Consider the following 23357-nt stretch of genomic DNA (forward strand, 5'->3'; position numbering starts at 1 on the left):
TAGATAATATTTAAGCGAATTATATAGTAAATTTTTATATAATTTTGCTTATTTTAAGTGTTTTTTCTGGATTCCCGCTTTCGCGGGAATGACATCGAGCACTTTTTTAGAACCACGCAACAACGCCCCGTTTGAACTAGAATGACATCGACCAAACTTTACTTCGCCGCTATTTTAACATCAGGGCTTACGATCATAGTAATTTGCTTACCTTCCATTTTAGCGGGTTGATCAATCCTTGCTAATCCTTCTAATTCTACTTCGATACGTTCAAATAATTTTTTACCGAGTTCATTATGAATAATTTCACGACCTTTAAACCATAAAGAAATTTTTACTTTATCGCCGTCTTTCAAGAACCCTTTTATTTTACGCACCTTAACGTCAAAGTCGCCCTGACTAATATTAGGCTTAAATTTCATTTCCTTAAGTACGATAATTTTTTGCTTTTTACGTGCTTCATGTAAACGCTTTTTACTTTCATACTTAAATCTACCGAAATCCAAAATCTTACACACGGGCGGTTCTGCATTGGGCGAAATCTCAACTAAGTCAAGCCCGGCTTTTTCAGCCGCCTCCATGGCCTCTTTGATACTTACAATACCGTACATTTCACCGTTTTCGCCTACTAAGCGAACTTTGCTAGCTTTAATATCTTTATTCGCTTTAGGAAAATTATTTTTAACTTTAGAAATAAGCCTATCTCCGTATTATTTAAAATTATTAGGTTATTACAAGTACGGTGTCATACCGTGGTCAAGCCAGCGTTGTTGCATGGCTCAAATTTTTGATGTCATTCCCGCGAAAGCGGGAATCCAGACTTTTTTTGTCATGCTGAACTTGTTTCAGCATCTTGTGTAGTAGATCCTGAAATAAATTCAGGGTGACTTAAAAATATTTTTTCTGGATTCCCGCTTTTAGCTAGAATGACATCAAAAATTCGATCCACACAGCAACACTGATCAAGCCACGGCGTGACAGTTTCCAATTCTATTAGTATATCGCATATAACTTATTTTAGGTATAATTACAAGTTAAATAGCATTATATTATTTCGTTTATCTATAAAAACTATGAATTTGTGTAGTTTTTACTTCTTATATACTCATTTTTCTTGGTAGTCTTGCGTAAAAAGAACATTCCAAAACCGATAATAAATAAAATCATTATTCCGGCAATTATAAATTTTTCTAGCAATATAAGAAATATTATTGAGCTTAGCAAAAATATTCCAAATACCAACGCACAGACCTTACTAACTTTGGTCGCCTTTTCCTGAACCTCTAAATTTTTCAACTCTAGAGCATGCCGATGAGTTTGTTCTTTCTGTGCCATACTTATTAACTTCTCTAAAGTACCGGGGTGAATATTTTCATATTCGGACATTACATCAATCGGCGGTAAAATATGCTCGAATTTTTTACGGTAAAAATTATTATCTTGCTCGCGTGAATTTAGAGGCTTAGAATAGCCTTTATTTAATCTATTATTTTTTGTAAAAAAATTTTTGGTCTCTTTCATATTCATTTCTATTTTTTGTCACTTCTTATTTTTTGAAACGAGCAATTTAGATCATCTGTAATTATTTTAAAATAATCAACTATATGTATTTCTTTTCTTTTTCTTATAGAATTTTTAGTAATGCTGAACGTATTTATAATCTCCCGCAAAACAAGCCTTATAAAATTTTTATTCATTTAAATTAACATTTATAAAATTATAATTCGGAATTAAAGGTTCACCTCTGAAATTTATAGCATTATTAAATTTATTGCAACAAGTTATAAATTTTTTATCGCAGCCGCTAGTGAGCCGTATATTCTTGGTAGCTTTAACATTTTCCGGTATAATACTCTCAACTATAATTAAATCGCCTAAATGATCAAGGATTTTACTATTAAATAAATTATCTCCGAGCCTAGCTTCCCCGCCGCTATAATACCCGCTTTCCTTGTCTAAATTTGCTATAGTAAAGCTTTTCTTAAAAAATTCTTTTACGTTATAGACGGCACTATATAAACTTTTATCTACGCTGCATTTAGCATCGCCGAAATTTGCACGACAATTTTTGCTAAAGCTATTAATTATGGTTTGGTTATATTTTACCGCTTCAGGCTTTAAATGCATTTTAAAATTTAAATCATATTTGGTGTAGATACTACAATAATATGTTATAAAATGCTCAAAAATATTGTTGGTATATAATATTATTTTTACCGCTGCACCGGTCAAATCCATAGAATATTCTATCCCGCCGCTTTCAAAAATTCCTTCTATATCAACGTAATTTTGCGCAGAATCGTTAAACTCCGCTTGCTTTACCAATAAACCTGAATTCGGTAAAAAACTTATATCACCGTTTTTAACCAGCTTATCGCTACTTGTTAGGTATATCTCTTTTCCTTCCGGTAATTTAATTTGAAAACAATAAGTAAAATTTTGTAATTTTGCAGTAATTTCTTCAATATTTTCGGATGATAATATACTCATACTGCTACCTCGACTAACTCTATAGTCGACAATCCAATAGACCCGTCACTACAATAAGCATATTCAAAACTATCGCTTCCAAACCTTACGGCTACGTCAAATATAAAATCGGCAGTTAAAATTTGCTCATGCTCTAGAGCTTGCGGCAAAGTAATTATTCCTTGATTATAATCTACACTATAATCGGTTTTCACATTATTAATATATAACACAATACTATCTTCCACGGGTTTAGTAATAGTGCGGCTATAAGGGAAAATAGGATCGTCATATAACTTGCTTAAACAAAATTGCTTTTGACTTCCATCGCCTTTCGCAACAAATTCACCGCTTACTTTATAATCTGCGTAATCTCTAAAGCGAAAAGCAAAATTACTACCTCGCCTGGCTTTAAAAAAACTATTAAAGTGATTGAATTCGTCAGCACTTAACCGACAATCTTTAATTAAATATTTTTGACAAGCATTTATGCGGTCTAAATGCCTCACTTCTCTCCCCGACATAGTTAAAGCATGAGAAGTTGAAAATTCAGCCTTCCCTACGGCAAAAGCTTCAATAAATTCCGGCATGCGGATATTATGAAAATTCATAAATCTACCTTATTAATTCTTAGGTGACAAAGGAGTTATATCCTTTTCAATCAACGAACGAAACCCTGCATTCATATCTATAAACCATCTTTTTACATCAATTTTTATCGATATATCAGATTCTTCCAAAGCATTTTGCAAAGCAAATAATTGCTCATCACTAATATTTTCCATAATACAAAGATCAAGGTCAGAGAATTTTTTATAGTTATCCTTAGTTCGTGACCCATAAGCATAAAACTTATACGGATATTTTTGTAATATAGAGCGTAATATCAATGAATCTTGTTTATCAAGATGGATCATTATACTTCTCCAAATTTCTTAAAAGCTCATTTAAGGCATTTGAAAAATCATCAAAAATACTAATCACTTTTTCAACATTTTCCTCATTATAAGTATGAAAAGCAAGTTCTCGAATTTCAATAAATTTAAACCATATACGAGGATCTGAAATTAAACCGCTAACGGCAGCCTCACGAAATATTTCTTTTAAAGTGTAAGGAGTTTTGCCTGCCTTTTCACAAAAACGCTTCATTATTTTCCAGCTCAATTCATAACAAAACTCAAATGCCTGAATGCTCCCGGCTTTATTTTGCTCCGTGTCTAAATGCAAGCGAAACTCTTCAAATTTTTTTCTTGCTCGAAGTAAACCGCTAATATCGATCCCTTCAATTAAATGTGTCATAATCTACCTAATTATTTTTTGTTTTAACAAAGCTTGGTAATTTATCGTTAGTTTTGTACTAATTAAATCTTTACCGTTTTGGAATTTCATATTACCGGCTTTTATACCGGCTAATATATAATTTTGTAATTCAAATGAATATACCGCTATTTTATTTATAATCTTATCAGCAAGCTCTAGCAAAATGTTATGACTTTTATCACCGGCAAAAATACATATTTCAAATTCTATCCTAGAAATATTTTGCTGCAAATTTGCTATATTATCAACATTTAACATATTGATTAACAAAAATGGATATTTTGCATCCTGCTTAACAGAAAGATATATTTGATCAACGCTTTGCCTTATTTCATTATCATTTGCAAGCAACTTATATAAGCTTAATTGAAAATCACCGATAACATCATGATACATATATTTCTAACGCTAGAATATTTAAAAATTTACTTTTTTCATTAACATTAATAATGCGTTTAATTTCAAATTGTCGTTCCTTAAATAAAATACGCATTTTAGTAGTGATATTTTTTATAAACCTAATTTTAAAAAGAAAAAACCCTTCCGTTATTACATGCCCGAAATTTATATTTTCTAAGGCAATAAATTTATTATCGCATAAAGGCTTTATTTCGGCATAGACGGTTAACTTCTCTTCCCAGCGATCTTTATCTATGCTACTTGCGGCAAAATTCTCTAAGAACTTAATTTGATGCTGAAAATTCCTTATTATTGATTTTGTCATTTTATTACCTTAAATTAGATTTGAATGTTTCTATACGGCAGGTATAAGTTTTTTACTTCCTGCGATAAACCGACCGAGCTTTGCCCCTGACGGTCATACATTTCGGCAATATGTAGCATAATCCCATGTTTTACCGCATGAGGGATATTTTTATCGTCAAAGCCGCTAATATACTCTACAGTTAGCTCCTCGCTCGCTAATGTATTTTTTAACCTTAAAATATTTTCGTCAAAAAAATAGCTACCGGCTTCTTGCTCTTTTTCTTGTATTGTTACCTTCAATATTTCTTTTACAGGCTGATATTTTAGAGCAAAATTATTTTTACCTTGAATATTACAAATAAATTTTACATATTTTGAGATAAAATTTAATTTGGTAAAATTTTCTGCCGCCGTAATTGCGGCGTCAATTAGCCCTAATATTAAATCATCGTCATAACTGCCCTCAATTCGCATATAATTTTTTACTTGTTCTAAACTCCATATTTTTTGTGGAAATATTTTAATAATCTGAAAATTATTTTTGTGGAACATATCGAATTCAACTCCTTCTTTGATGATGTTATTTCTAGTTCAAACTAGGCACTGTCGCGTGGTTCAAATTTTCTATGTCATTCCCGCGAAGGCGGGAATCCAGAAAAAATATTTTTAAGTCATCCTGAATTTATTTCAGGATATTTTTCAAGGGATGCTGAAACAAGTTCAGCATGACAAAAAAAAAGTCTGGATTCCCGCTTTCGCGGGAATGACATACGGCACTTTTTTAGATCCATACAACAACACCGATCAAACCACGGGGTGATAATTTAACTAAACAACCCCAGTTAATAGCTTCAGGATTCACTACGTCGCCCCCTGTAAAGGTTACGTAATTCGTTGACAAAAAGTTATAATGTAATAACTAAAGTCAACGGAGTAAGAGTATGAGGAGAAATAGCGAAGATAAGACATTAGAAAGGAGCTATAAAATAAAATGGAAGAATTTAATAAAAGAGTGAGGTGGTACCCTTTGTCTAGACAAATTTTTTAAATTTTAGAGGTGTAATTCTCCTGTATTAATGTATTGGTTTTTCAAAGTAAAGTTTGCATTTTCTATGTCATATAGCCTCTTGATAATTTTCTAGTTTTTCTGCAAAATGTATCATTTCAGGTGTCTTATATTCAAGCGATTGATGAGGTCTTTGCTTATTATAAAATTCTATATAATCTCTGATAGCTATCTTTGCTTCACGTACCGTTTCAAGATCAAAACGATAAATCTTCTCTTGTTTCAAAGATCACCAAAAACGTTCAATAAATACATTATCTAAGGCTCTGCCTTTGCCGTCCATACTAATAGCTATGCCTTGTTGCTCAAGTATTTGAGTAAAATCTTTTGATGTAAATTGTACTCCTTGATCCGTATTAAAAATGTCAGGCTTGCCATGTATAGATATTGCTTCATTTAGAGCTTCAATACAAAAATCATTTTCTAAACTAATCGACACCCGCCAACTCAAAATATAACGACTATACCAATCCATTATAGCAACCAAATATACAAAACCTTGCTTTAATCTTATGTAAGTAATATCTGCACAGTAAACTTGATTGGAGCAAACCACCTCTATATTATTTAATAGATATGGGTATACTTTATGAGCCTGATTCCTACGGCTTAAATTAATCTTTGGGTATACTGCTTCAATACCAAGTATTTTATAATATTTTCTTATCATCTTACGACTAACATTTAACCCTTCGGATTTTAGGACATGAGACATTCTTCTAGTACCATAATAGGGATGCTCTGTAAAAATCTCATCAATTCTGTTCAGTACTCTATACTCCTTATCATCTAAGGTATTCCTAGCTCGGTAGTAGTAACTTGAGCGGTTTAAATCTAAAAGTTTGCATTGTCTTGCTATGGTTAAATTTGAAGCATAACTTATCATTTTTTTCCTAACCTCTAAATCCAAAGATACTAGATTTTTTTTTAAGCCAGTCTCTTTCAACTGTTAACTGGCCTATTTGCTCAAATAATGATTTAATTAAATCTTCTTGGCCGGTATCTTGTTGTTTAGATTTCGATTTAAATCCAGAAACCATAAAATCTAAAGCTTCTTTCTTCCATTTATAAATCTGATTAGCGTGAACACCATATTTGCTGGTAATTTGAGCTATAGTCATTTCTCCAGATATTGCTTCAATTGCTATTTTTGCTTTTTCTTCTGCACTATATTTTTTAACTTGTTTTTTCATTTTTTTTCATTTTTTGCTCCTTTTCCTAGGAGATATTATACCTACTTTTCTCTATTTTCTTGTCTAGTTTTTGGGTACCATTATACTCTTGTAAATTTAACATTAAATATTAAATTTGCAAGGATAAATGATAACACGCTCTTTAACAAATATATAGACCTAAATTATCTTTTTTAGTTAAATACATTTGCACCTCCTGCATTTTTTAATATAATATTAATTAATAAACCATATAATTCAATAATTTATTCACTGATTAATTCTTGCTATGCAGATTCTTTCGGTGATTTCTTTTAATTTTTCTATTCTCTCAATAAGATAAAGCAGTTGTTCCTTACTAATTTTATAATTTTTATCGTACCTAGCTTTTACATAAGCATCTCGAAGTAATTTAAAACACTCTTTTTGTTCTTCTGTTGCTTTAGGAAATACTTCCCATAATTCGCTATTATAATTTGCTGCTCTTAAATGTCATTCCTGCGAAGGCAGGAATCCAGAAAATTATTCTAACAAATCTTTCCAATCAGGATTATATTGTTCTATTAGTTTTAATTTCCAAGCTCTTTTCCATTTTTTTATTACTTTTTCTCTTGCAATTGCTTCTTTAATGTCAGTAAATTCTTCAATATACACAAGCTTTGTAACGTTGTATTTTGTGCTAAATCCTTTAATTATTTTTTGTTTATGTTCATAAGCACGGCGAATTATATTATTAGTTATACCAATATATAAAGTACCATTTCGATCAGAACATAATATATATACCCAGTACATTACACTTTAATTTTTCTGGATTCCTGCCTTCGCAGGAATGACATTAAACTTATAATTAAGCCTCACTTGGATTTTCAGGGAGCGATCGGGTAAAATAGTTTTCATAAATGCTTTCTAATATCTATTATATCATATCTTGTTTCTATTTTTTTTATATTTCCCTTTCCTATTTTTATATCTTGAATAGATTGTAAAATTTCTGCTCCAATATTTCTCTTTGCTTTCATAATTGATTGTTAAAGAAGTCTAATGATTAGGGTGGCTCTCAACTTTCAGCTGAAGACCCAAAATATTTAATAAAGAACCAACATTATCAAAACTGGGATTTCCTTTAGGAGATAGCATTTTATATATATGCTGTCTATTAATACTCACCTCTTTAGCTATTTTTGTTACTCCTCCTCTTGCAATAATAGCTTCTTTTAAAGTAGCAAAAAATAATTCTTTGTTATGATCTAAAAAATATTGCTCCAATGCAGCATTTACATATGCCACTACTTCTTCTTCATTCTGTAATTGTTCTCTTAAATAATTTGTAAATTTTTCCATATAGAATCTCATCCCTAATAAATTTCTTCCATTATTTCTTGAGCTTTTTTAATATCTTTTGTTTGAGTATCTTTATCTCCTCCGTTTAATAAGAAAATAATTTTATTATCTTTTTCAATAAAATATATTCTATATCCTTTTCCAAAGAAAAAACGCAGCTCATATAAGTTTGCTTTTATATGTTTGTAATCACCATATACCCCATATTCTAATCTAACCAATCTGGTAATAATTCTCTCTCGTAATTGAATATCCAGTTTTTGTAGCCAGGTCTTAATATAACACTTACCGTTTTTTGTTACAAAAAATTGTATTTCTTTAATTTTTTGCATTATAGTATTAATAAAATTTACATATAATAATATTGTCGTACAAAAGCGACACTTTGTCCAGTATTATTTTGGATTTTATTTATTATTCTCCCTAGGAAAACAAAAGGCTCTGGCGGTATCTTGATTAATAAACTCAATAATTTGCTGCACAATGGAGTTATCTTTATATTTTTCTGAGGTTTTTTTAACCCTATCGGTAAATATTCCTTTGCCGGAAAAAATTTCTTCAAGTGCTTTTATAGCATTTAAAGTTTCTGTTTTGTCAAAACCTCGCCTATTCATTCCTACCAAATTCATACCTTCAAGCTTTGCTCTTTCACTACTAGCAAGCCCGAAAGGTATTAAATCTTCAACTACTGCCGATATCCCGCCGATCATTGAATGCGTACCGATTCGTACATATTGCAGAACTGCAGAAAGCCCGCCGATTATTGCGTAATCACCGACTTTGACATGTCCGCCTAAACTTACGTAATTGGCAAATATCACATTATTACCGACTCGGCAATCATGACCGATATGAACACCGACCATAAACAAGCAATTATCACCTATAATCGTTACCATTCCCCCGTCCTTACTGCCCGCTTGGATAGTTACATATTCACGAATGGTATTGTTAGCACCTATAATTGTTTCGGATTTTTCTTGAGCATATTTTAAAATTTGCGGGGGTTGACCTAGAGAGGCAAAGGGATAAATCACCGTATTTGCACCGATTTTAGTTATCCCTTCAATCACTATATGAGATTTTAATTCTACATTATCGCCAAGCACTACTTGCGGACCAACAATACAGTAAGGACCGATTTTTACATTCTTACCGATAGAAGCGTTTTGATCTATTATTGCAGTATGATGTATATTAGATGTTGCCACTATTACTTCCTATTTTTACTTCCTATTTTAAACACGAATTCTAACCGTCGCAGTAAATTTACTTTCGGCAGCTAGCACACCATCAACCATAACTTTACTATAAAATTTCCACACCGGTCCTCTTTGCTGGTCGATTTGAGCATAAATATGCATAGTATCGCCCGGCTGAACAATTTTCCGAAATTTCGAATCTTCAATAGACATTAAAAAAACTTCTTTATCTTCAGTCGAGTCTAAAGATTTTGCTACCAAAATAGCTGCCAACTGTGCCATTGCTTCAACTATTAAAACCCCGGGCATAACAGGTTTTTCCGGAAAATGCCCCATAAATTGCGGTTCATTAAAAGTAACGTTTTTTATGCCGCTAATCGACTTACCAAGTTCAAACTCTAATACCTTATCAATCAACAAGAAAGGATAGCGATGCGGCAGCATCGACATAATTTCGACAATCTCAATAGTCATTTATTTACTTCTCTCTTTTACTAATTGTTTCATAATTATTGATTGTTTATGCCAATCTCTAAGTGATACCGTTGGAGTTCCGCCGACAATGCGTCCTGATTCTATATTTTGAATTACGCCGCCCTGCCCCGCTATTTGCACCTTATCGCCTATCGTTAAGTGACCGGCTACACCGACTTGACCGCCGAGAACACAATATTGACCGATTACGCTACTGCCGGCTATTCCTACTTGTGCTACAATAATTGATCCTTTGCCTATTTTTACGCTATGCCCGATCTGCACCAAATTATCTATACGGCATAAATCTTCTATTATCGTATCGCTTATTGAACCTCTGTCGATAGTGGTATTTGCCCCTATCTCAACATTATTACCGATTCTAACTATACCGGTATGAAATATTTTATAATGTGTACCTTTTTCAGTAGCAAAGCCGAAGCCGTCTTGACCGATTCGAACACCCGATAAAATTACCGCATCATCCTTGATAATGCTATAAGTTATCGAAACATTTGAGTATATTAAAGCGTTCTTACCGATTATTACGCCGGCACCTATAAAAGTTCCGGATTCTATAACGCTATTATCGCCTATAACAACATTATCTTCAATAACAACATTATGACCTATATAACAATTTTTACCGATAACTGCCGAATCTGCCACATATGCTGATTTCATTATTTTCGGCTGATAAGATTTTACCGGGCTATAAAAAAAATCAATTAACTTGCCGTAAGCAAAATATGAATTTTGAGCTCTTAATAAAATAGTTTGAGCATTGACGTCTTCAACAAAATCTTTAGGAATTATTGCAGCAGCGGCTTTAGTATCTTTTAGCAAACTTGCATATTTACGGTTACTTAAAAAAGTAATATCACAGGGGGAAGCTTCTTCGATGGTTTTTATATCGTCAATGATTATGTCTTCATAATTACCTATAGGAACTTCTATAGTATCATGTAAAAATTCAATAATTGCCGATAATTTATGAGGACCTAGATTTTTATAAAAGTTACTATATACCATAAAAAACCTAAGCAAGCATTTAATATAGAAGTGGTGGCCGAAGCCGGAATTGAACCAGCGACACAAGGATTTTCAGTCCTTTGCTCTACCAACTGAGCTATTCGGCCATTATACAGTGTCATCTCGATCGCTTGATACAAGCGAATTTTCTGGATTTGCCTGTGTTCACCTACTCTAAATAGCGTTGTTGCATGGATCAAATTTTTGATGTCATTCCCGCGAAAGCGGGAATCCAGACTTTTTTTGTCATGCTGAACTTGTTTCAGCATCTTTTTAGTAGATCCTGAAATAAATTCAGGATAACTTAAAAATATTCTTTCTGGATTCCCGCTTTCGCGGGAATGACATCTAGCACTTTTCTCGATCCACGCAACAACACCACTCTAAGTATGCTGTGCGTGTTCACCCATCAAAATAAAATCTAATTCCCGAAATACTTCACGTATATATAGGTATGGCTTAAATTCTTATAATTGATTAATCTGTATTTGTCCAGATGATTTATATAATCCGATAATTTTATTAGGATAAGATTTTTTAAAAATCTTATCCTAAACCGGGGTTAGTAGATATTTTCACTTTAAAACTTCTGCGATGATACGGCGACTGACCGTATAAATTTATAGCGTTTATATGCTCTTTAGTGCCGTAGCCAAAATTTTTATGCCAATTATATTCCGGAAACTCGGTGCTGTATTCAAGCATTAAACGGTCTCTGGTTACTTTGGCGATAATGGAGGCGGCGGAAATTGATAGGGATAAATTATCACCGTCAATAATACTAATAAATCGTTCATCAAAAAATTTCATGTTACCGTCAACTAATACTATATCGGGGCTAGTATCAAGTTTTTCGACTGCCGCTATGCAAGCTTTTTTGGTAGCTTCAAGAATATTAATTTCATCTATCTCTAGGTGGGATATTATAGCAACCGCCCAAATATAATTCTCGGTAATTTGTTTGTATAAAAATTCTCTTTTGTTAAAACTAAGTTTTTTGGAATCTTTAATACCGGCGATAATATTTGTTTGATCGATTATTACCGCACTAGCTACTACCGGTCCTGCAAGGGGACCTCTGCCCGCTTCGTCTACTCCGGCTATGACAAGCGGGTTATATTTTTTCTCGAACTGCAGTATGTCTTTTTCCATAATTGTTTCTTTTTAGTTTTTAATGTATAATATACAAAAATAAAGTGAAAAAATGCAAAATTACTTTGAATTGCTAGGCATCGAAAAAACTTATGATATTGATTTAAAAATATTAGAAAAGCAATATTTTGCTATGCAAGCAAAATATCATCCCGATAGAGCAAGAGAAGCACAAGAAAAACAACAAAATCTAGTTGTTTCTACGGAACTAAATAAGGCTTACGGGGTGCTTAAAGATGAGTTGAAGCGTGCGGAATATCTACTTAGCTTAAACAATATAGACTTAAATGACGAAGAAGCACGCAAAAAGCTAAATAGCTCGGAGTTAAGTATGTTTTGGGATGAGCTAGAAATTATAGAAAATACGGAAAAATTTACCGATTTAGAAAAAATGTATGATAAATATAAATTAATGCAAACTAGCGAAATTGAGCATTTAATTAAAGCTTTTCACAAACAAAATTTAAAGGAAGCGAGTGATATAACTATCAAGCTTAAATATTTTAAAACTTTACTTACTAATCTTCAAGATAAAATGAAACTATGCAAATAATAGAGATTCAAGAACCGGGCTTGCCGATTCACGAGAATGGTCAACAAATCGCCGTCGGTATTGATTTCGGTACGACTAATTCGTTAATTGCCGTTTCAAACGGTGGAATAACCAAAATTATCAAAACCGCAAATAATCAGGAGCTAATCCCGTCCACTATAGAGTTTAAAGATGAAAATTTTATTATAGGCAGTAATAAGGGAATTCGCTCAATTAAAAGATTATTCGGAAAATCATTTGCAGAAATATTAAATAATGCCGTACTTTTTTCACTGATTAAAGATTATATTGAGGTGAATAGCAAGGAGCTTAAACTAGATTTTGCCGGGGAGTTAATAAGTATTACGGAACTTGCCGCCAAAATCTTTATATATTTAAAGCAGCAAGCAGAAAAAGAATTAATGACTGAAATTACCAAAGTCGTAATAACCGTCCCTGCACATTTTAACGATGCGGCAAGAGGCGAAATTATGTGGGCTGCTAAAATAGCCGGTTTAGAAGTTCTTAGATTAATCGCCGAGCCGACCGCTGCCGCTTATGCTTACGGACTAAATAAAAAACAAAGTGGCTGCTATCTTATATATGATTTGGGAGGAGGAACTTTTGACGTATCGATTCTTAATATGCAGGAAGGCATTTTTCAGGTTATTGCTACCGGCGGTGATAATATGCTCGGCGGTGACGATATCGATAATTTAATTGCTGAATATTTTTGTAATAAATTTAATGTACCATATTCGGTGCAAATCTTGAAGGCAGCAAAAGAGGCTAAGGAAATACTGTCTTATCAAAATGATTTTAAAGAGGGGTATCTATCATTAAATAAGCAAACTTTTGAGCAATTAATTTTTCCGTTAATAAACAAAACAATTACTATAGTAAAAGATACTTTACTAGAAGCGGAAAATCCCAATATTGACGGGATTATTTTAGTAGGCGGCACGACTCGCATTCCGTTAATTACTAATAGATTAAAAGAATCATTTGCAACTAGGATTTTTTCTGATATTGATCCCGATAAAGCCGTAGTATTCGGTGCAGCTTTGCAGGCAGAAAATTTAACTTCGCCAAATATCAATTCTTTATTAATTGACGTTGTACCTTTATCGCTCGGCATGGAGTTATATGGCGGCTTAGTTGAAAAAATTATCCTACGAAATAGCCCGTTACCTATCTCGGTAACTAAAGAATTCACTAGCTATGCCGATAATCAAACCGGCATTCAATTTCATATTTTACAAGGAGAGAGAGAAACGGTAGCAGATTGCCGCTCGCTTGCTAGATTTGAGTTAACTAATTTGCCGCTCATGAAGGCAGGCGGTATTCGTGTAGAGGTAACTTTTGCTATCGATGCCGACGGGATATTATCGGTTTCGGCACTTGAAAAAACTAGCGGCAAGTCGCACGCTATAGAGGTAAAACCGACTCATGGTTTAAATGAAGAAGAAATTACTAAATCGTTAGAAAATGCCTATAAAAATGCTGCAAACGATTATACTACCAGGTTATTACAAGAAACGATAATTAATACGGAATCTTTGATTTTTAGTGTAGAAAATGCTATGAAAGAGTTACCTAATTTGCGTTCGGAAAATGAAAGGCAAGAAATATACCGAGCAATAAAGGGTTTAAAGGAAGCAATAACATTAAGAAATCGTGAGTTAATTATAAAATTAACTAAAAATTTTGAATTTATAGCCAAAGATTTTATTGCACAAAGGCTCAGCTTTCGTTAAAAGGTTGGAATATTAAGGCAGTATGTCATTAGTACTGTACGAACGTTAAGGAAAAGGCTGTGTCATGCCGTGACTTGATCAGCCTTGTTGCATGGATCAAATTTTTGATGTCATTCTAGCTAAAAGCGGGAATCCAGAGAATATTTAAGCGAATTATATAGTAAATTTCTATATAATTTTGCTTATTTTAAGTGTTTTTTTTGGATTCCCGCTTTTAGCTAGAATGACATACAGCACTTTTTTCGAGCCATGCAATAACGCTTGTTCAGCATGACAACAACTAAATATAAAAAAGGAATCATAAATAATGCCAAAAGTAATTTTTATTATAGATAACAGCGGAGCAGAAAAAATAATAGAAGCACCGCTCGGGCTTTCAATCCTGGAAATTGCTCATCAAAACGGTATTGACCTTGAAGGTGCTTGTGAAGGTTCCTTAGCATGTGCTACTTGCCACGTTATCCTTGATGAAGAATTTTACCACAAATTAAAAAAACCTTCCGAAGCAGAAGAAGATATGCTTGACTTAGCGTTTGGTCTTACGGATACTTCTAGATTAGGGTGTCAGATTATTATAACCGAGGAACTTGACGGTATAAAAGTTCGTCTTCCTTCTGCTACCCGTAATATCAAATTATAATGGATTTAAGCCGTGATACGTAAAGCTCTTCTTTTTACCTTTTTAATTTTTACCGTAACATGGTTTGCGATTGCCTATACCATAAAGGATAATGTGGTAAATTTAATTAAAAATTCCGAGTCGGATAATATTAAAATATCTTATGAGAATATTAAAATTTCCGGCTATCCCTTTAATTGGAAAATACTTATAATGCAGCCGAAAGTAAAGCTTATCGATCATGTGAATTCTAAGGAATTCTCCGGTAATAATATTACTTTAACCGTCGATTTTAGCGTTAAAAAAGCGACTATTGATTTAGGTCCTTATATAAAGAAAATTGAGAATTACGGCGATAAATCATTAGATTATTTAGTGCGTGGCGATGAAGATATAAAAGGTATAGTCAAACTAAATAAGCCTTTATATAAAATGGCTAAAGATGATGATTTAAAATCTATTACTAAATCTATTCAATTAAGTAATAAGCTATTATCAGTATTTAAGCAAGATCAAGGTCAAGACCAAGAAATTTTTAATATTAAAAATTTAGGTTTTTTATTAAGAAAAACAAATAATTTAGAAGGTGAGAATATCTTTTTATTACTTAACGTAGATTATGATTCGCCGGAAAATCATCTTAATTTTAAAAATGCTAGTCTAGATTTAGCTACCTCTTTAAAATTTGTTCAGGATAATAATGAAGCAACTACTTTAAGTAATTTTACTATAGAACGCCTTATTTTTACTTGCGATAATGATTCAAAAATTGATTTAAAAGGAGGGATGCAGTTTTTTATCGGTAGACTCCCGGAGGGCAAACTATACTTAGAACTTGAAAATTATCACACTATTATTGATAAGTTAGTACCAAATAATATTATTTTTTCCAAAAAAATTATTAAAGCAATTATAGCCAAAGCCGTTACTACGACCTCTTCAGAATCTTTAGCTTCAGAGCCTCCCGTTATAAATCCTGATACGGTAGCTGAAGCAAATATACCGTATAATAAAATTGAAAAAGCAAAATTTGATATAGAATTTTCTGATAAAGGAATAAATATCGGTTCAATTAATTTGCTTGAGCTGAAATTTGGAGAAAATTTTGGAGAAAATAAAGAGGAAGGAAATCCGGGAGCTAATTAAATGATTTCAATATCATACCGCGGCTTGTACCTGGCGTTGTATGAACGTTTAAATAAAGAGGTAAAAATTCTGTCATTCCGTGGCTACGACCACGGAATCCAGTTTTATAACGTCATAAAAAGGTTCTAAAACAAGTCTAATATGACTTTATTTTTCTGGATGCCGTGATCAAGTCACGGCATGACACCATACTTGTAATAACCATAATACGGTAAATTATGATCCACACAACAACGCCCACAGAACCTAAGGAATTATAATTTTATCTTGAAGAGCAAATTACTATGAAGCAGCAGCGGCAGAAAGGATTGTAGCTAAAAAATCTTTATGTTTTTTTAATTCTTCCTTAGTGGGTGCAACTATTTTAGTACGGCTTGCCGAATGGCTCAGTGGGCTCACCACTAACCTATCTGTTGTAGATATCTCTTTAGTGAGATTGAAGGCGGCTTGCCTGCCTCCTGTTAATTCGACATATACTTCGGCAAGTAAAGCCGCATCTTTCAAAGCACCGTGTAATTGACGAGAAGAATTATCAACTTTAAATCTCTTACATAAGGCATCAAGACTAGCACCTTTTCCCGGGAACATATTTCTTGCCATAATTAGGGTATCGATAGCACTTGAAAGCTCTAGAGGCTTAACCGTGGATTTTTTGAGAAAAGATAATTCGTGATTAATAAATTTAATATCAAAAGGTGCATTGTGAATAACAAGTTTGCTATCTGCTATAAATTCTAAAAAATCATCGGCAATATCTTGAAAAATAGGTTTGTCTTTAAGGAATTCACCTGATATGCCGTGTATCCTATATGATTCCGTCGGCATGTTACGTTCAGGATTGATATAAAAATGAAAATGCTTGCCGGTTAATACTTTATTGATCATTTCGATAGCACCGATTTCTACGATCCGATGACCGTCTCGTGGCTCTAACCCTGTAGTTTCGGTATCTAAAATTACTTCTCTTACTTGTGACACTCTAATTTCTTTATTAATTGCATTATTTGTTTTTCTAACTTTAACATATCACAGTCACTATTTATAGCAAAATCTGCTCTTGCTATTTTATCTTCCTGAGATAATTGGATTTTTTCTATTTTTTTATAAATTTCCGGGTCAAATGACGGGCGACCGATTGCACGCTTTATTCTTGTTTCTTCCGAGCAAAATATTGTTACTACGAAATCAAAATATATTTTAAAATTGGCTTCAAAAAGTAGAGGAATTTCTGCAAATATAAATTCAGTAATTTTATCAGCAATTTTATTTTGTTGTTTAAAAAAGATTAATTCTTTTATTAAAAGCGGATAAACAAAATCCTGTAATTTTTGGCGAGCTTTATCGTCATTATAAATTAATGTACTAATTTCTATTCGATCAAATATTTTTAAACTAGGCAATAATTTTAAAATTTGGCTTTGTATTTCTATGTTTTTATACAAATTTTTTACACATTCATCGGCGGAAAAAGTTTTATACCCCTTACTTGCTAAGTAATCTAAAACAACTGTTTTTCCCGATGCGTAACTACCCGTGATGCCTATCGCTAACATTTTACCATAAAAATTTTATGTTCATTGGCAAGTTTTACGGTTAGTTCTTGCTCGACTATAATTACGTCATTTGCTTTGATTGCTATACCGTTATAATTATATTTAGCAAGATTTAATATAGTATCAGGTCCGATCGTCGGTATATCTAACCTAATATCTTGACCTAATTTCGGTATTTTTACCAACACTCCGCCTTGCCGTTTTCTACGTAAGTTTATACATCTAGCTATTAAATTATCCGTTCCTTCGGCGGCTTCAATACCTAGCACATACGAATCTTCGACTATAACTGACTGACCGACATCAAACTTGCTTAAATGGTTTAATAATTTTATTCCAAGCTCAATATCTCGTTCATCTGAATCAGAAGGGAGGGTATTGGTAGTATTGTAGACATAATACTTTTGATTTTTATATATGTCATTATTTGAAATTACCTTAAAACCATAACCTTCAAAAAAATTTGCGATTATTCTTAATACTTTATCGTCTCCCAAAATTTTTTGTCCAATTATTCTAAAAAGTAATAAGCCGCCTATTCTATCCACAGCTAGATTGCTAAAATTCGGTCTATTAACTCCGCCAATAAAAATTAAATTTTGCACGTTATGTTTTTTAAAGTAGTGAATAACCTCGCCGACCATGCCGATTTTAAAAACCTTATATTCAAAATCTTTAATCAAATCCGTATCAGCTTCACCTTTAATAGCAGCTATATAGCATTTACCGCCCTGTTTGGTATAATTATTGGCTGTTAAATAGGGAAGAGCACCCTTGCCGGCTATAATTCCGATTTTTGTTAGCATAAAATATTGTTAATTCTAATGACGTGTTTAAGTATAAAAGTATTTCAAACATAAATCTAGGATTCTTAAAAGTAAACTTTACATTTTATTTAAATTAAGGCATAATAGTAAGGCTAGTAATAGCTATAGTAATAAACGTAGTTTAGAATAGAAGTTGCGGACCCGGGGGCGGTACCCGGCGCTTCCACCAGAAATAATATATAGCAGTAATACGAAGATCAACTTCAAAAAGAGCAAGGAGTCTATAAGTCGAGGAGCACAGCGTATACTTAATACGTGGCTACCTGCGAACTTATAAGACGACACAGCCAATTTTTGAAGTTCATCGAGTATTTAGGGGGGCGAAATAGGATCGACGTACTTAATAAAAAAATTGCTTTTACTCGGGATGATTCCGCCGGACTTTTAGTCTATGGATCAAACAAAAGAAACGCAAATGATAATAAACGTTTCGCAGGTAGCCCAGCTTTAGCTGTAGCTTAAACTTGCGCGGTTGGGGGTTTTACCGGGCAACAGAAAAAGCCCCATATACTGGTATGGTGTCATACCGTGGCTTGACCACGGTATCCAGAAAAAACCTTAATAAAAAGACTGGATGCCGTGATCAAGGAACTAGAATGACAACACCGAACGCTTCGCAAAAATTTGAGCCAAACAACAACGCTAATGCTTCCTTGCAATGCCGACTTTTGGTTTTGCTAATAATGTATATTATTTAAATTCTTAATTTGTAATATGAATATTCAATATCAAAAATTTCTTAATGAATCTATGTTAGAATTCGTAAAAAAAATTCTTACAAGGATTCAAAGCGAAAATTTGTATTGGGATCAACTAATATATATCTCATATAGAACCGATAACCCGTTAGTAGTACTGCCGCTTAAAATAAGAGAAGTCTATCCGAAAGAAATAACGATAGTTTTGCAACATCAATTTGAAAATTTGATAGTAAAAGATGAAGGATTTTCTTTAACGGTTAGTTTTGACGGGATAAAAGAGGCAATTTATATACCGTTTAATTCGCTTATTAGCTTTGTTGATTCTAATAATAATTATAGTTTAACATTTAACCGGCAGCTAAATTCATATAATAATTCTCAAAACGAAATATTAAAAATTAAAAAACAACTTTTAGAAGAAAAAAATAAAGATGATGACGAAACTAATTTATCCCCGAATGTAATAATTTTAGATAAATTTCGAAATTCTTCAAAATCTAAACCCTCTAAGCCAAAGTAACTAACTCTTTAGTAAAATATTGACAGAAGATAAACCATACGTAATTATCTACACCGACGGTGCTTGCTCAGGCAACCCCGGACCCGGAGGATGGGGAGCTTTACTACAATTTAACGGTCTTAATAAAGAAATAACCGGTTATGAGTTACATACAACTAATAATCGCATGGAAATGAAAGCCGCAATTGAAGCATTAAAGTCGTTGAAAAAATCATGTTTTGTTGAAATCCATACTGATAGTAAATATCTCCAGCAAGGAATTACCGAATGGATTTATAAATGGATAAAAAATAACTGGTACAAAAGCAACAATGAACTAGTTAAAAATGCCGATTTATGGCAAAATCTGTACGCCGAACTCGGGAAGCATACTATTATCTGGAAATGGGTAAAAGGTCATGCCGATAATCAAGGTAATATTGTCGCCGATAAGTTAGCCGTAAAAGGAAAAGAACTAGCTATAAAGATGCTCAAATGCCCAAAATGAATAATTCAAGGATGAATAGTTTTTTTATTGCTTTTTTTTATAAAAAAGTTGGAGAAGATGCATTTTTTAATAAATATTATGAAAGCAAAAAGCTTGATTATCTAGGGCGTAATAAAAGATTTATCGTTTATAAAGGAGAAAGTGAACCTGCAAAAATTCCTCCTATGTGGCACGCTTGGTTACATCATATGATTAATGAAGTGCCGCATATTAATAATTTTCCATGGCAAAAAAATCACCTACTTAATACTGCCTCTGAGGATAAAATAGTAAATTCTAACTATAATAGATGGAAGCCATAATAAATATTTTAAATACAAAATAACGAATTAAAACAATGAAGCAAAATATTATAGAAACTATGGTCGGTTTTACGGTACTAATTATTGCGGTATTATTTTTAACTTTTGCCTATAAAACCGGCAGCTCTTCAAATAACTCTAACGGATATCAAGTAACCGCTAGCTTTCAAAGCGTCGAGGGGATAGCTACGGGAAGCGACGTAATGGTCGCCGGTATAAAAATAGGTGTAGTAAAAGCAATTACCTTAGACCCGAATAGTTTTTTTGCCCTAGTATATTTAAGTATAAATGATGATGTAAAATTGCCTAAAGATTCAAGAGCATCAGTGGTTACTAGCGGGTTACTAGGCGGGAAATATATTTCTATCACTCCCGGTAGCGAAGACGAAAACCTTGCCGCCAATGATCAAATAAAATATACTCAACCGGCCATTAATGTGGAATCATTAATTAATAAGTTAGTATCTTCATTTGGTAACAAATAATATCCCTCATTAACCTTCTCTTTTTCTTATTCATCAGCGTTTTTGCATGGCTCGATCTTACCTCGTCATTGCGAGGAGGTACGTAGCACCGGCACGGCAATCTTTTGTCATGCTGAACAAGTTTTGCACATCTCTTGTAGTAGAATCCTGAAATAAATTCAGGATAACTATTATTTTCCTGGATTGCCGCACTCCTTTCAGTTGCGGCATTGTTGCATGGATCAAAAAAGTGCTATATGTCATTCCTGCGAAAGCAGGAATCTAGAAAAAACACTTAAAATAAGCAAAATTATATAAAAATTTACTATATATATTCTCTGGATTCCCGCCTTTAGCTAGAATGACATTAATAAGCTTTGCTATACATTACTTGACGATGCTCATAAAAAGCGAGCGGTCACCTTATTTCTAGTGTTTTACATAAATATGCCTACGGATATTTAAAATTAGATAAGGTGAGTTAATTTATAACTTCTTTCCATAACCTCTATCATTAAATAGCTTTTTCAATGGCGGGAAAAGATTATCTGGTAAATTACCCAAGGTAAACCACTGCCAGCTTTCAACCTTATGTGGTTCTAAATTCTGTAATTCGAGCTCATTTAAACAATGAGCTTTAAGAAAAATTGAGATGTAATATTTCTGCTCTTTTTCAAAAATATCATTAGTAACACCTATAAATTCAGGGTTTTCAATTATAAGATTTGTTTCTTCTAAAACCTCACGAATAGCACACTGCTCAAACATTTCGCAAAATTCTAAATGCCCGCCTGCCAGTGCATAGGTAGATTCACCATGAGAACTTATACGCTTGCCGAGTAATATCTCATTTTTAGCATTAAATATTAAAACACCGATGCCAACACGTGGATAGTTAATCATAATATAAAAATAATTTTGCTATAATAAACCGTGAACGCTCACTATAAAAAAAGTGAGAAAAATAATTTCCTCACTTTTTATTTTTGCTATTTTAAAATTAAATTTAGAACTCTAAACTTAATTAATTTTTATTTTTAAAGCTTTCAATCCTTCTTCTAAACCCTCTTTAGAAAGTGGAAAATTTACTTGCTTACCTTCCGCCGTCATTACTCCCACGAAGTTATTATCACTTGACAAAATAGTTTTCAAATCACTTTGAGAAATTGAAGCCACAGCCTGACAGTTACCTAAGGTACAATTAACGTATTTACCGGGTGCTATTAATTGTGTCCCGCTAATAATTGAAGTACCGGGAGCAATTAGAATATTTGCCGGTAATGTTTCAACTATTTTTACTTCTTTTTCTTGACCAAAATTACCGACTTGATACAGAGCTAAAACTTCTTGCTCTTTACCTTTAATAGTATTATTAATCTGCTGTGATAAAAAACAAATTTGCTTTTTCTTATCGTCAACACTACAATTCAAAGACCAGTTACCAAATTTTTTCTTTTCTTCTTTAGAAGCTGCATCAACCTTTCCCGGCTGACCGAAAAAGAAACCTCCACCTATAAATAGAAGCCCCGCAAAAACAAATAAAGTTTTTTTTAAATAACTTTTCATATAGTTAAACCTAAACACTAAAATTTTTTATATTAATGGTGGGCGATGACAGGCTCGAACTGCCGACACTCTCGGTGTAAACGAGATACTCTACCAACTGAGCTAATCGCCCACATTCTACGAGCAAAATATGCACTAATTTTGGAAAATAATCAAGCTAAATTTTGAGAATTAAATTTTCAACAAATTAAGCTCCGGGAACACTTAAAAAAAAGCGAATCCGAAACTATGCTTCTTCTTTAACCATTTGTTTAATTTTTTGAGATAATTGACTAATTTTTCGTGAGGCGGTATTTAATTTAATAATGTTTTTCTTCACCCCTTTCATTATTTTAGATTGGGCTGTAATCAAAGCAAGATTAGCATTATCTTTTGATCCATTATTAATTTCGTGCAAAACTTTTTTAATATAAGTCTTTATTGCACTTGATCTTTTTTTATTAACCAACGTTTTCTTTATGGTTTGCCTTGCAGCTTTTTTTGCTGAAGAATGATTAGCCATTATTTTCCCTTATACAGATTTATTACTTATTTTTAATATCTTTTTGAGTATCAATATTATGATTTGTGCTTCCTTTGGCATTCACATCCCTATCAACAAATTCAATATACGCTAGAGGGGCTAAATCACCGTAACGAAAACCGGCTTTTATTATTCTAGTATAGCCGCCCGGTCTATTACTATATCTTTTTCCTAAGACATTAATTAACTTTTCTACCGCAACCTTATCTTTTATCTTAGCTAATACACTTCTTCTGGTTGCCAAATTAGTATTTCTAGCTTTAGTTACTAAAGCTTCCACATAAGGTCGTAATTCCTTAGCTTTTGGCAGCGTCGTTTGTATTTGCTCATGCATAACAAGTGCTACAGCCATATTAGCAAACATTGCTTGCCGATGACTACTAGTTCTATTAAGCTTTCTACCTTTAATTTTATGCCGCATCTT

At 32.8% G+C, this 23357-nt stretch carries 34 protein-coding genes, 2 tRNA genes, 1 other RNA gene and 3 pseudogenes; 9 read left to right on the forward strand and 31 right to left on the reverse strand.

Annotated elements, in window-relative coordinates; all coding sequences use genetic code 11:
* Positions 1-158 precede the first annotated feature (158 nt).
* The 22 genes and pseudogenes from infC to AAGD48_RS06665 form a co-directional block, all read right to left on the reverse strand.
* Complete coding sequence (gene infC, locus AAGD48_RS06560; RefSeq protein ID WP_341790761.1) at positions 159-695, reverse strand: translation initiation factor IF-3; 537 nt, start codon at positions 693-695, stop codon at positions 159-161.
* A gap of 508 nt (positions 696-1203) precedes the next feature.
* Positions 1204-1521 (reverse strand): annotated as a pseudogene (locus tag AAGD48_RS06565) (DUF2335 domain-containing protein); the annotation flags it as partial.
* Between the two features lie 168 nt (positions 1522-1689).
* A complete protein-coding gene (locus tag AAGD48_RS06570) occupies positions 1690-2490 on the reverse strand; it encodes a DUF2163 domain-containing protein (RefSeq protein ID WP_341789473.1) in 801 nt (266 codons plus the stop codon).
* On the reverse strand, positions 2487-3080 hold the full coding sequence (locus tag AAGD48_RS06575; RefSeq protein WP_341789474.1) for a TIGR02217 family protein: 594 nt from the start codon (positions 3078-3080) through the stop codon (positions 2487-2489). Before AAGD48_RS06575 ends, AAGD48_RS06570 begins: the two co-directional genes overlap by 4 nt.
* Positions 3081-3092: 12 nt before the next feature.
* Positions 3093-3386, reverse strand: a complete 294-nt coding sequence (locus tag AAGD48_RS06580) for a nucleotidyltransferase domain-containing protein (protein WP_341789475.1) — start codon at positions 3384-3386, stop codon at positions 3093-3095.
* Positions 3373-3768: an HI0074 family nucleotidyltransferase substrate-binding subunit gene (locus AAGD48_RS06585; RefSeq protein WP_341789476.1), complete on the reverse strand. Its 396-nt coding sequence runs from the start codon at positions 3766-3768 to the stop codon at positions 3373-3375. The genes AAGD48_RS06580 and AAGD48_RS06585 overlap by 14 nt, the downstream gene beginning before the upstream one ends.
* Before the next feature lie 3 nt (positions 3769-3771).
* Positions 3772-4185 carry a hypothetical protein gene (locus AAGD48_RS06590; RefSeq protein WP_341789477.1) on the reverse strand — a complete coding sequence of 138 codons (414 nt, stop codon included), beginning with the start codon at positions 4183-4185 and terminating at the stop codon, positions 3772-3774.
* Positions 4175-4513 carry a phage head closure protein gene (locus AAGD48_RS06595; RefSeq protein ID WP_341789478.1) on the reverse strand — a complete coding sequence of 113 codons (339 nt, stop codon included), beginning with the start codon at positions 4511-4513 and terminating at the stop codon, positions 4175-4177. The genes AAGD48_RS06590 and AAGD48_RS06595 overlap by 11 nt, the downstream gene beginning before the upstream one ends.
* Positions 4514-4527: 14 nt before the next feature.
* Complete coding sequence (locus AAGD48_RS06600; RefSeq protein ID WP_341789479.1) at positions 4528-5046, reverse strand: head-tail connector protein; 519 nt, start codon at positions 5044-5046, stop codon at positions 4528-4530.
* A gap of 563 nt (positions 5047-5609) precedes the next feature.
* Entirely contained in the window at positions 5610-5786 is a 177-nt protein-coding gene (locus AAGD48_RS06605) for an IS3 family transposase (RefSeq protein WP_341789480.1), read from the reverse strand.
* Between the two features lie 3 nt (positions 5787-5789).
* Positions 5790-6446, reverse strand: coding sequence for an IS3 family transposase (locus AAGD48_RS06610; protein WP_341789481.1), 657 nt, complete (start codon positions 6444-6446; stop codon positions 5790-5792).
* Between the two features lie 7 nt (positions 6447-6453).
* Positions 6454-6753: a transposase gene (locus AAGD48_RS06615; RefSeq protein ID WP_045812944.1), complete on the reverse strand. Its 300-nt coding sequence runs from the start codon at positions 6751-6753 to the stop codon at positions 6454-6456.
* 249 nt (positions 6754-7002) lie between these two features.
* A pseudogene (locus AAGD48_RS06620) lies at positions 7003-7116 on the reverse strand (nucleotidyltransferase); the annotation flags it as partial.
* A 138-nt stretch (positions 7117-7254) separates the two neighbouring features.
* Complete coding sequence (locus AAGD48_RS06625; protein ID WP_341789482.1) at positions 7255-7527, reverse strand: GIY-YIG nuclease family protein; 273 nt, start codon at positions 7525-7527, stop codon at positions 7255-7257.
* 101 nt (positions 7528-7628) lie between these two features.
* Complete coding sequence (locus AAGD48_RS06630) at positions 7629-7754, reverse strand: hypothetical protein (protein ID WP_341789483.1); 126 nt, start codon at positions 7752-7754, stop codon at positions 7629-7631.
* A gap of 19 nt (positions 7755-7773) precedes the next feature.
* On the reverse strand, positions 7774-8076 hold the full coding sequence (locus tag AAGD48_RS06635) for a transcriptional regulator (protein WP_341789484.1): 303 nt from the start codon (positions 8074-8076) through the stop codon (positions 7774-7776).
* A gap of 14 nt (positions 8077-8090) precedes the next feature.
* Positions 8091-8408: a type II toxin-antitoxin system RelE/ParE family toxin gene (locus AAGD48_RS06640; RefSeq protein WP_341789485.1), complete on the reverse strand. Its 318-nt coding sequence runs from the start codon at positions 8406-8408 to the stop codon at positions 8091-8093.
* A 75-nt stretch (positions 8409-8483) separates the two neighbouring features.
* Entirely contained in the window at positions 8484-9287 is an 804-nt protein-coding gene (lpxA, locus tag AAGD48_RS06645; RefSeq protein ID WP_341789486.1) for an acyl-ACP--UDP-N-acetylglucosamine O-acyltransferase, read from the reverse strand.
* Between the two features lie 27 nt (positions 9288-9314).
* Positions 9315-9752 (reverse strand): 3-hydroxyacyl-ACP dehydratase FabZ, encoded by a 438-nt coding sequence (gene fabZ, locus AAGD48_RS06650; RefSeq protein ID WP_341789487.1) that lies wholly within the window; start codon positions 9750-9752, stop codon positions 9315-9317.
* Complete coding sequence (gene lpxD, locus AAGD48_RS06655) at positions 9753-10784, reverse strand: UDP-3-O-(3-hydroxymyristoyl)glucosamine N-acyltransferase (RefSeq protein WP_341789488.1); 1032 nt, start codon at positions 10782-10784, stop codon at positions 9753-9755.
* Positions 10785-10815: 31 nt separating this feature from the next.
* Positions 10816-10891, reverse strand: a tRNA-Phe gene (locus AAGD48_RS06660).
* Positions 10892-11330: 439 nt separating this feature from the next.
* Positions 11331-11936: a ribonuclease HII gene (locus AAGD48_RS06665; protein ID WP_341789489.1), complete on the reverse strand. Its 606-nt coding sequence runs from the start codon at positions 11934-11936 to the stop codon at positions 11331-11333.
* Positions 11937-11988: 52 nt separating this feature from the next.
* On the opposite strand from AAGD48_RS06665, the gene hscB reads away from it, so the two are divergent.
* From hscB to AAGD48_RS06685, 4 genes are all read left to right on the forward strand, one after another.
* Positions 11989-12489 (forward strand): Fe-S protein assembly co-chaperone HscB, encoded by a 501-nt coding sequence (gene hscB, locus AAGD48_RS06670; protein ID WP_341789490.1) that lies wholly within the window; start codon positions 11989-11991, stop codon positions 12487-12489.
* Complete coding sequence (hscA, locus tag AAGD48_RS06675; protein ID WP_341789491.1) at positions 12480-14225, forward strand: Fe-S protein assembly chaperone HscA; 1746 nt, start codon at positions 12480-12482, stop codon at positions 14223-14225. The genes hscB and hscA overlap by 10 nt, the downstream gene beginning before the upstream one ends.
* Positions 14226-14532: 307 nt before the next feature.
* Positions 14533-14865, forward strand: coding sequence for a ferredoxin family 2Fe-2S iron-sulfur cluster binding protein (locus tag AAGD48_RS06680; protein WP_341789492.1), 333 nt, complete (start codon positions 14533-14535; stop codon positions 14863-14865).
* A gap of 12 nt (positions 14866-14877) precedes the next feature.
* The gene (locus AAGD48_RS06685; RefSeq protein WP_341789493.1) at positions 14878-15990 is read left to right on the forward strand and encodes a hypothetical protein; all 1113 of its coding nucleotides are present in this window, start codon (positions 14878-14880) and stop codon (positions 15988-15990) included.
* A gap of 282 nt (positions 15991-16272) precedes the next feature.
* Here AAGD48_RS06685 and dnaQ read toward each other — a convergent pair whose 3' ends face one another.
* From dnaQ to AAGD48_RS06700, 3 genes are read right to left on the reverse strand one after another with little or no spacing between them, the layout of a single operon-like run.
* Entirely contained in the window at positions 16273-16968 is a 696-nt protein-coding gene (gene dnaQ / locus AAGD48_RS06690) for a DNA polymerase III subunit epsilon (RefSeq protein ID WP_341789494.1), read from the reverse strand.
* Entirely contained in the window at positions 16956-17543 is a 588-nt protein-coding gene (gene coaE, locus AAGD48_RS06695; RefSeq protein ID WP_341789495.1) for a dephospho-CoA kinase, read from the reverse strand. The genes dnaQ and coaE overlap by 13 nt, the downstream gene beginning before the upstream one ends.
* Complete coding sequence (locus AAGD48_RS06700; protein ID WP_341789496.1) at positions 17537-18349, reverse strand: LpxI family protein; 813 nt, start codon at positions 18347-18349, stop codon at positions 17537-17539. Before AAGD48_RS06700 ends, coaE begins: the two co-directional genes overlap by 7 nt.
* 73 nt (positions 18350-18422) lie before the next feature.
* Between AAGD48_RS06700 and ssrA the strand changes: the two genes are divergently transcribed.
* From ssrA to mlaD, 5 genes are all read left to right on the forward strand, one after another.
* Positions 18423-18877, forward strand: a transfer-messenger RNA (tmRNA) gene (gene ssrA / locus AAGD48_RS06705).
* 207 nt (positions 18878-19084) lie between these two features.
* Entirely contained in the window at positions 19085-19591 is a 507-nt protein-coding gene (locus tag AAGD48_RS06710) for a ClpXP protease specificity-enhancing factor SspB (protein WP_341789497.1), read from the forward strand.
* 19 nt (positions 19592-19610) lie between these two features.
* The gene (gene rnhA, locus AAGD48_RS06715; protein WP_341789498.1) at positions 19611-20078 is read left to right on the forward strand and encodes a ribonuclease HI; all 468 of its coding nucleotides are present in this window, start codon (positions 19611-19613) and stop codon (positions 20076-20078) included.
* On the forward strand, positions 20075-20380 hold the full coding sequence (locus AAGD48_RS06720; RefSeq protein ID WP_341789499.1) for an NADH-ubiquinone oxidoreductase subunit NDUFA12 family protein: 306 nt from the start codon (positions 20075-20077) through the stop codon (positions 20378-20380). The genes rnhA and AAGD48_RS06720 overlap by 4 nt, the downstream gene beginning before the upstream one ends.
* A gap of 35 nt (positions 20381-20415) precedes the next feature.
* Complete coding sequence (mlaD, locus tag AAGD48_RS06725; protein WP_341789500.1) at positions 20416-20865, forward strand: outer membrane lipid asymmetry maintenance protein MlaD; 450 nt, start codon at positions 20416-20418, stop codon at positions 20863-20865.
* 57 nt (positions 20866-20922) lie between these two features.
* Here mlaD and AAGD48_RS06730 read toward each other — a convergent pair whose 3' ends face one another.
* From AAGD48_RS06730 to rplQ, 6 genes and pseudogenes are all read right to left on the reverse strand, one after another.
* The gene (locus AAGD48_RS06730; protein WP_341789501.1) at positions 20923-21108 is read right to left on the reverse strand and encodes a hypothetical protein; all 186 of its coding nucleotides are present in this window, start codon (positions 21106-21108) and stop codon (positions 20923-20925) included.
* Positions 21109-21420: 312 nt separating this feature from the next.
* Positions 21421-21747: pseudogene (locus AAGD48_RS06735) on the reverse strand (nucleotide triphosphate diphosphatase NUDT15); the annotation flags it as partial.
* 117 nt (positions 21748-21864) lie between these two features.
* Positions 21865-22410 (reverse strand): invasion associated locus B family protein, encoded by a 546-nt coding sequence (locus tag AAGD48_RS06740; RefSeq protein ID WP_341789502.1) that lies wholly within the window; start codon positions 22408-22410, stop codon positions 21865-21867.
* A 36-nt stretch (positions 22411-22446) separates the two neighbouring features.
* Positions 22447-22522 (reverse strand) — tRNA-Val (locus AAGD48_RS06745).
* A gap of 114 nt (positions 22523-22636) precedes the next feature.
* Entirely contained in the window at positions 22637-22912 is a 276-nt protein-coding gene (gene rpsT / locus AAGD48_RS06750) for a 30S ribosomal protein S20 (RefSeq protein WP_341789503.1), read from the reverse strand.
* Between the two features lie 22 nt (positions 22913-22934).
* Positions 22935-23354, reverse strand: coding sequence for a 50S ribosomal protein L17 (rplQ, locus tag AAGD48_RS06755; RefSeq protein ID WP_253307996.1), 420 nt, complete (start codon positions 23352-23354; stop codon positions 22935-22937).
* Positions 23355-23357: the final 3 nt, after the last annotated feature.

The organism is Rickettsia endosymbiont of Polydrusus tereticollis (assembly GCF_964026385.1).
Taxonomy (GTDB): Bacteria; Pseudomonadota; Alphaproteobacteria; order Rickettsiales; family Rickettsiaceae; genus Rickettsia.

Bases quoted from the DNA above. Each gene is read 5' to 3' on its own strand.
- AAGD48_RS06570 (WP_341789473.1), bottom strand. From the start codon at position 2,490: ATGAGTATATTATCATCCGAAAATATTGAAGAAATTACTGCAAAATTA.
- AAGD48_RS06575 (WP_341789474.1), bottom strand. From the start codon at position 3,080: ATGAATTTTCATAATATCCGCATGCCGGAATTTATTGAAGCTTTTGCC.
- AAGD48_RS06580 (WP_341789475.1), bottom strand. From the start codon at position 3,386: ATGATCCATCTTGATAAACAAGATTCATTGATATTACGCTCTATATTA.
- AAGD48_RS06585 (WP_341789476.1), bottom strand. From the start codon at position 3,768: ATGACACATTTAATTGAAGGGATCGATATTAGCGGTTTACTTCGAGCA.
- AAGD48_RS06590 (WP_341789477.1), bottom strand. From the start codon at position 4,185: ATGTATCATGATGTTATCGGTGATTTTCAATTAAGCTTATATAAGTTG.
- AAGD48_RS06595 (WP_341789478.1), bottom strand. From the start codon at position 4,513: ATGACAAAATCAATAATAAGGAATTTTCAGCATCAAATTAAGTTCTTA.
- AAGD48_RS06600 (WP_341789479.1), bottom strand. From the start codon at position 5,046: ATGTTCCACAAAAATAATTTTCAGATTATTAAAATATTTCCACAAAAA.
- AAGD48_RS06610 (WP_341789481.1), bottom strand. From the start codon at position 6,446: ATGATAAGTTATGCTTCAAATTTAACCATAGCAAGACAATGCAAACTT.
- AAGD48_RS06615 (WP_045812944.1), bottom strand. From the start codon at position 6,753: ATGAAAAAACAAGTTAAAAAATATAGTGCAGAAGAAAAAGCAAAAATA.
- AAGD48_RS06625 (WP_341789482.1), bottom strand. From the start codon at position 7,527: ATGTACTGGGTATATATATTATGTTCTGATCGAAATGGTACTTTATAT.
- AAGD48_RS06630 (WP_341789483.1), bottom strand. From the start codon at position 7,754: ATGAAAGCAAAGAGAAATATTGGAGCAGAAATTTTACAATCTATTCAA.
- AAGD48_RS06635 (WP_341789484.1), bottom strand. From the start codon at position 8,076: ATGGAAAAATTTACAAATTATTTAAGAGAACAATTACAGAATGAAGAA.
- AAGD48_RS06640 (WP_341789485.1), bottom strand. From the start codon at position 8,408: ATGCAAAAAATTAAAGAAATACAATTTTTTGTAACAAAAAACGGTAAG.
- fabZ (WP_341789487.1), bottom strand. From the start codon at position 9,752: ATGACTATTGAGATTGTCGAAATTATGTCGATGCTGCCGCATCGCTAT.
- lpxD (WP_341789488.1), bottom strand. From the start codon at position 10,784: ATGGTATATAGTAACTTTTATAAAAATCTAGGTCCTCATAAATTATCG.
- AAGD48_RS06665 (WP_341789489.1), bottom strand. From the start codon at position 11,936: ATGGAAAAAGACATACTGCAGTTCGAGAAAAAATATAACCCGCTTGTC.
- hscB (WP_341789490.1), top strand. From the start codon at position 11,989: ATGCAAAATTACTTTGAATTGCTAGGCATCGAAAAAACTTATGATATT.
- hscA (WP_341789491.1), top strand. From the start codon at position 12,480: ATGCAAATAATAGAGATTCAAGAACCGGGCTTGCCGATTCACGAGAAT.
- AAGD48_RS06680 (WP_341789492.1), top strand. From the start codon at position 14,533: ATGCCAAAAGTAATTTTTATTATAGATAACAGCGGAGCAGAAAAAATA.
- coaE (WP_341789495.1), bottom strand. From the start codon at position 17,543: ATGTTAGCGATAGGCATCACGGGTAGTTACGCATCGGGAAAAACAGTT.
- AAGD48_RS06700 (WP_341789496.1), bottom strand. From the start codon at position 18,349: ATGCTAACAAAAATCGGAATTATAGCCGGCAAGGGTGCTCTTCCCTAT.
- AAGD48_RS06710 (WP_341789497.1), top strand. From the start codon at position 19,085: ATGAATATTCAATATCAAAAATTTCTTAATGAATCTATGTTAGAATTC.
- AAGD48_RS06720 (WP_341789499.1), top strand. From the start codon at position 20,075: ATGAATAATTCAAGGATGAATAGTTTTTTTATTGCTTTTTTTTATAAA.
- mlaD (WP_341789500.1), top strand. From the start codon at position 20,416: ATGAAGCAAAATATTATAGAAACTATGGTCGGTTTTACGGTACTAATT.
- AAGD48_RS06730 (WP_341789501.1), bottom strand. From the start codon at position 21,108: ATGACATATAGCACTTTTTTGATCCATGCAACAATGCCGCAACTGAAA.
- AAGD48_RS06740 (WP_341789502.1), bottom strand. From the start codon at position 22,410: ATGAAAAGTTATTTAAAAAAAACTTTATTTGTTTTTGCGGGGCTTCTA.
- rpsT (WP_341789503.1), bottom strand. From the start codon at position 22,912: ATGGCTAATCATTCTTCAGCAAAAAAAGCTGCAAGGCAAACCATAAAG.
- rplQ (WP_253307996.1), bottom strand. From the start codon at position 23,354: ATGCGGCATAAAATTAAAGGTAGAAAGCTTAATAGAACTAGTAGTCAT.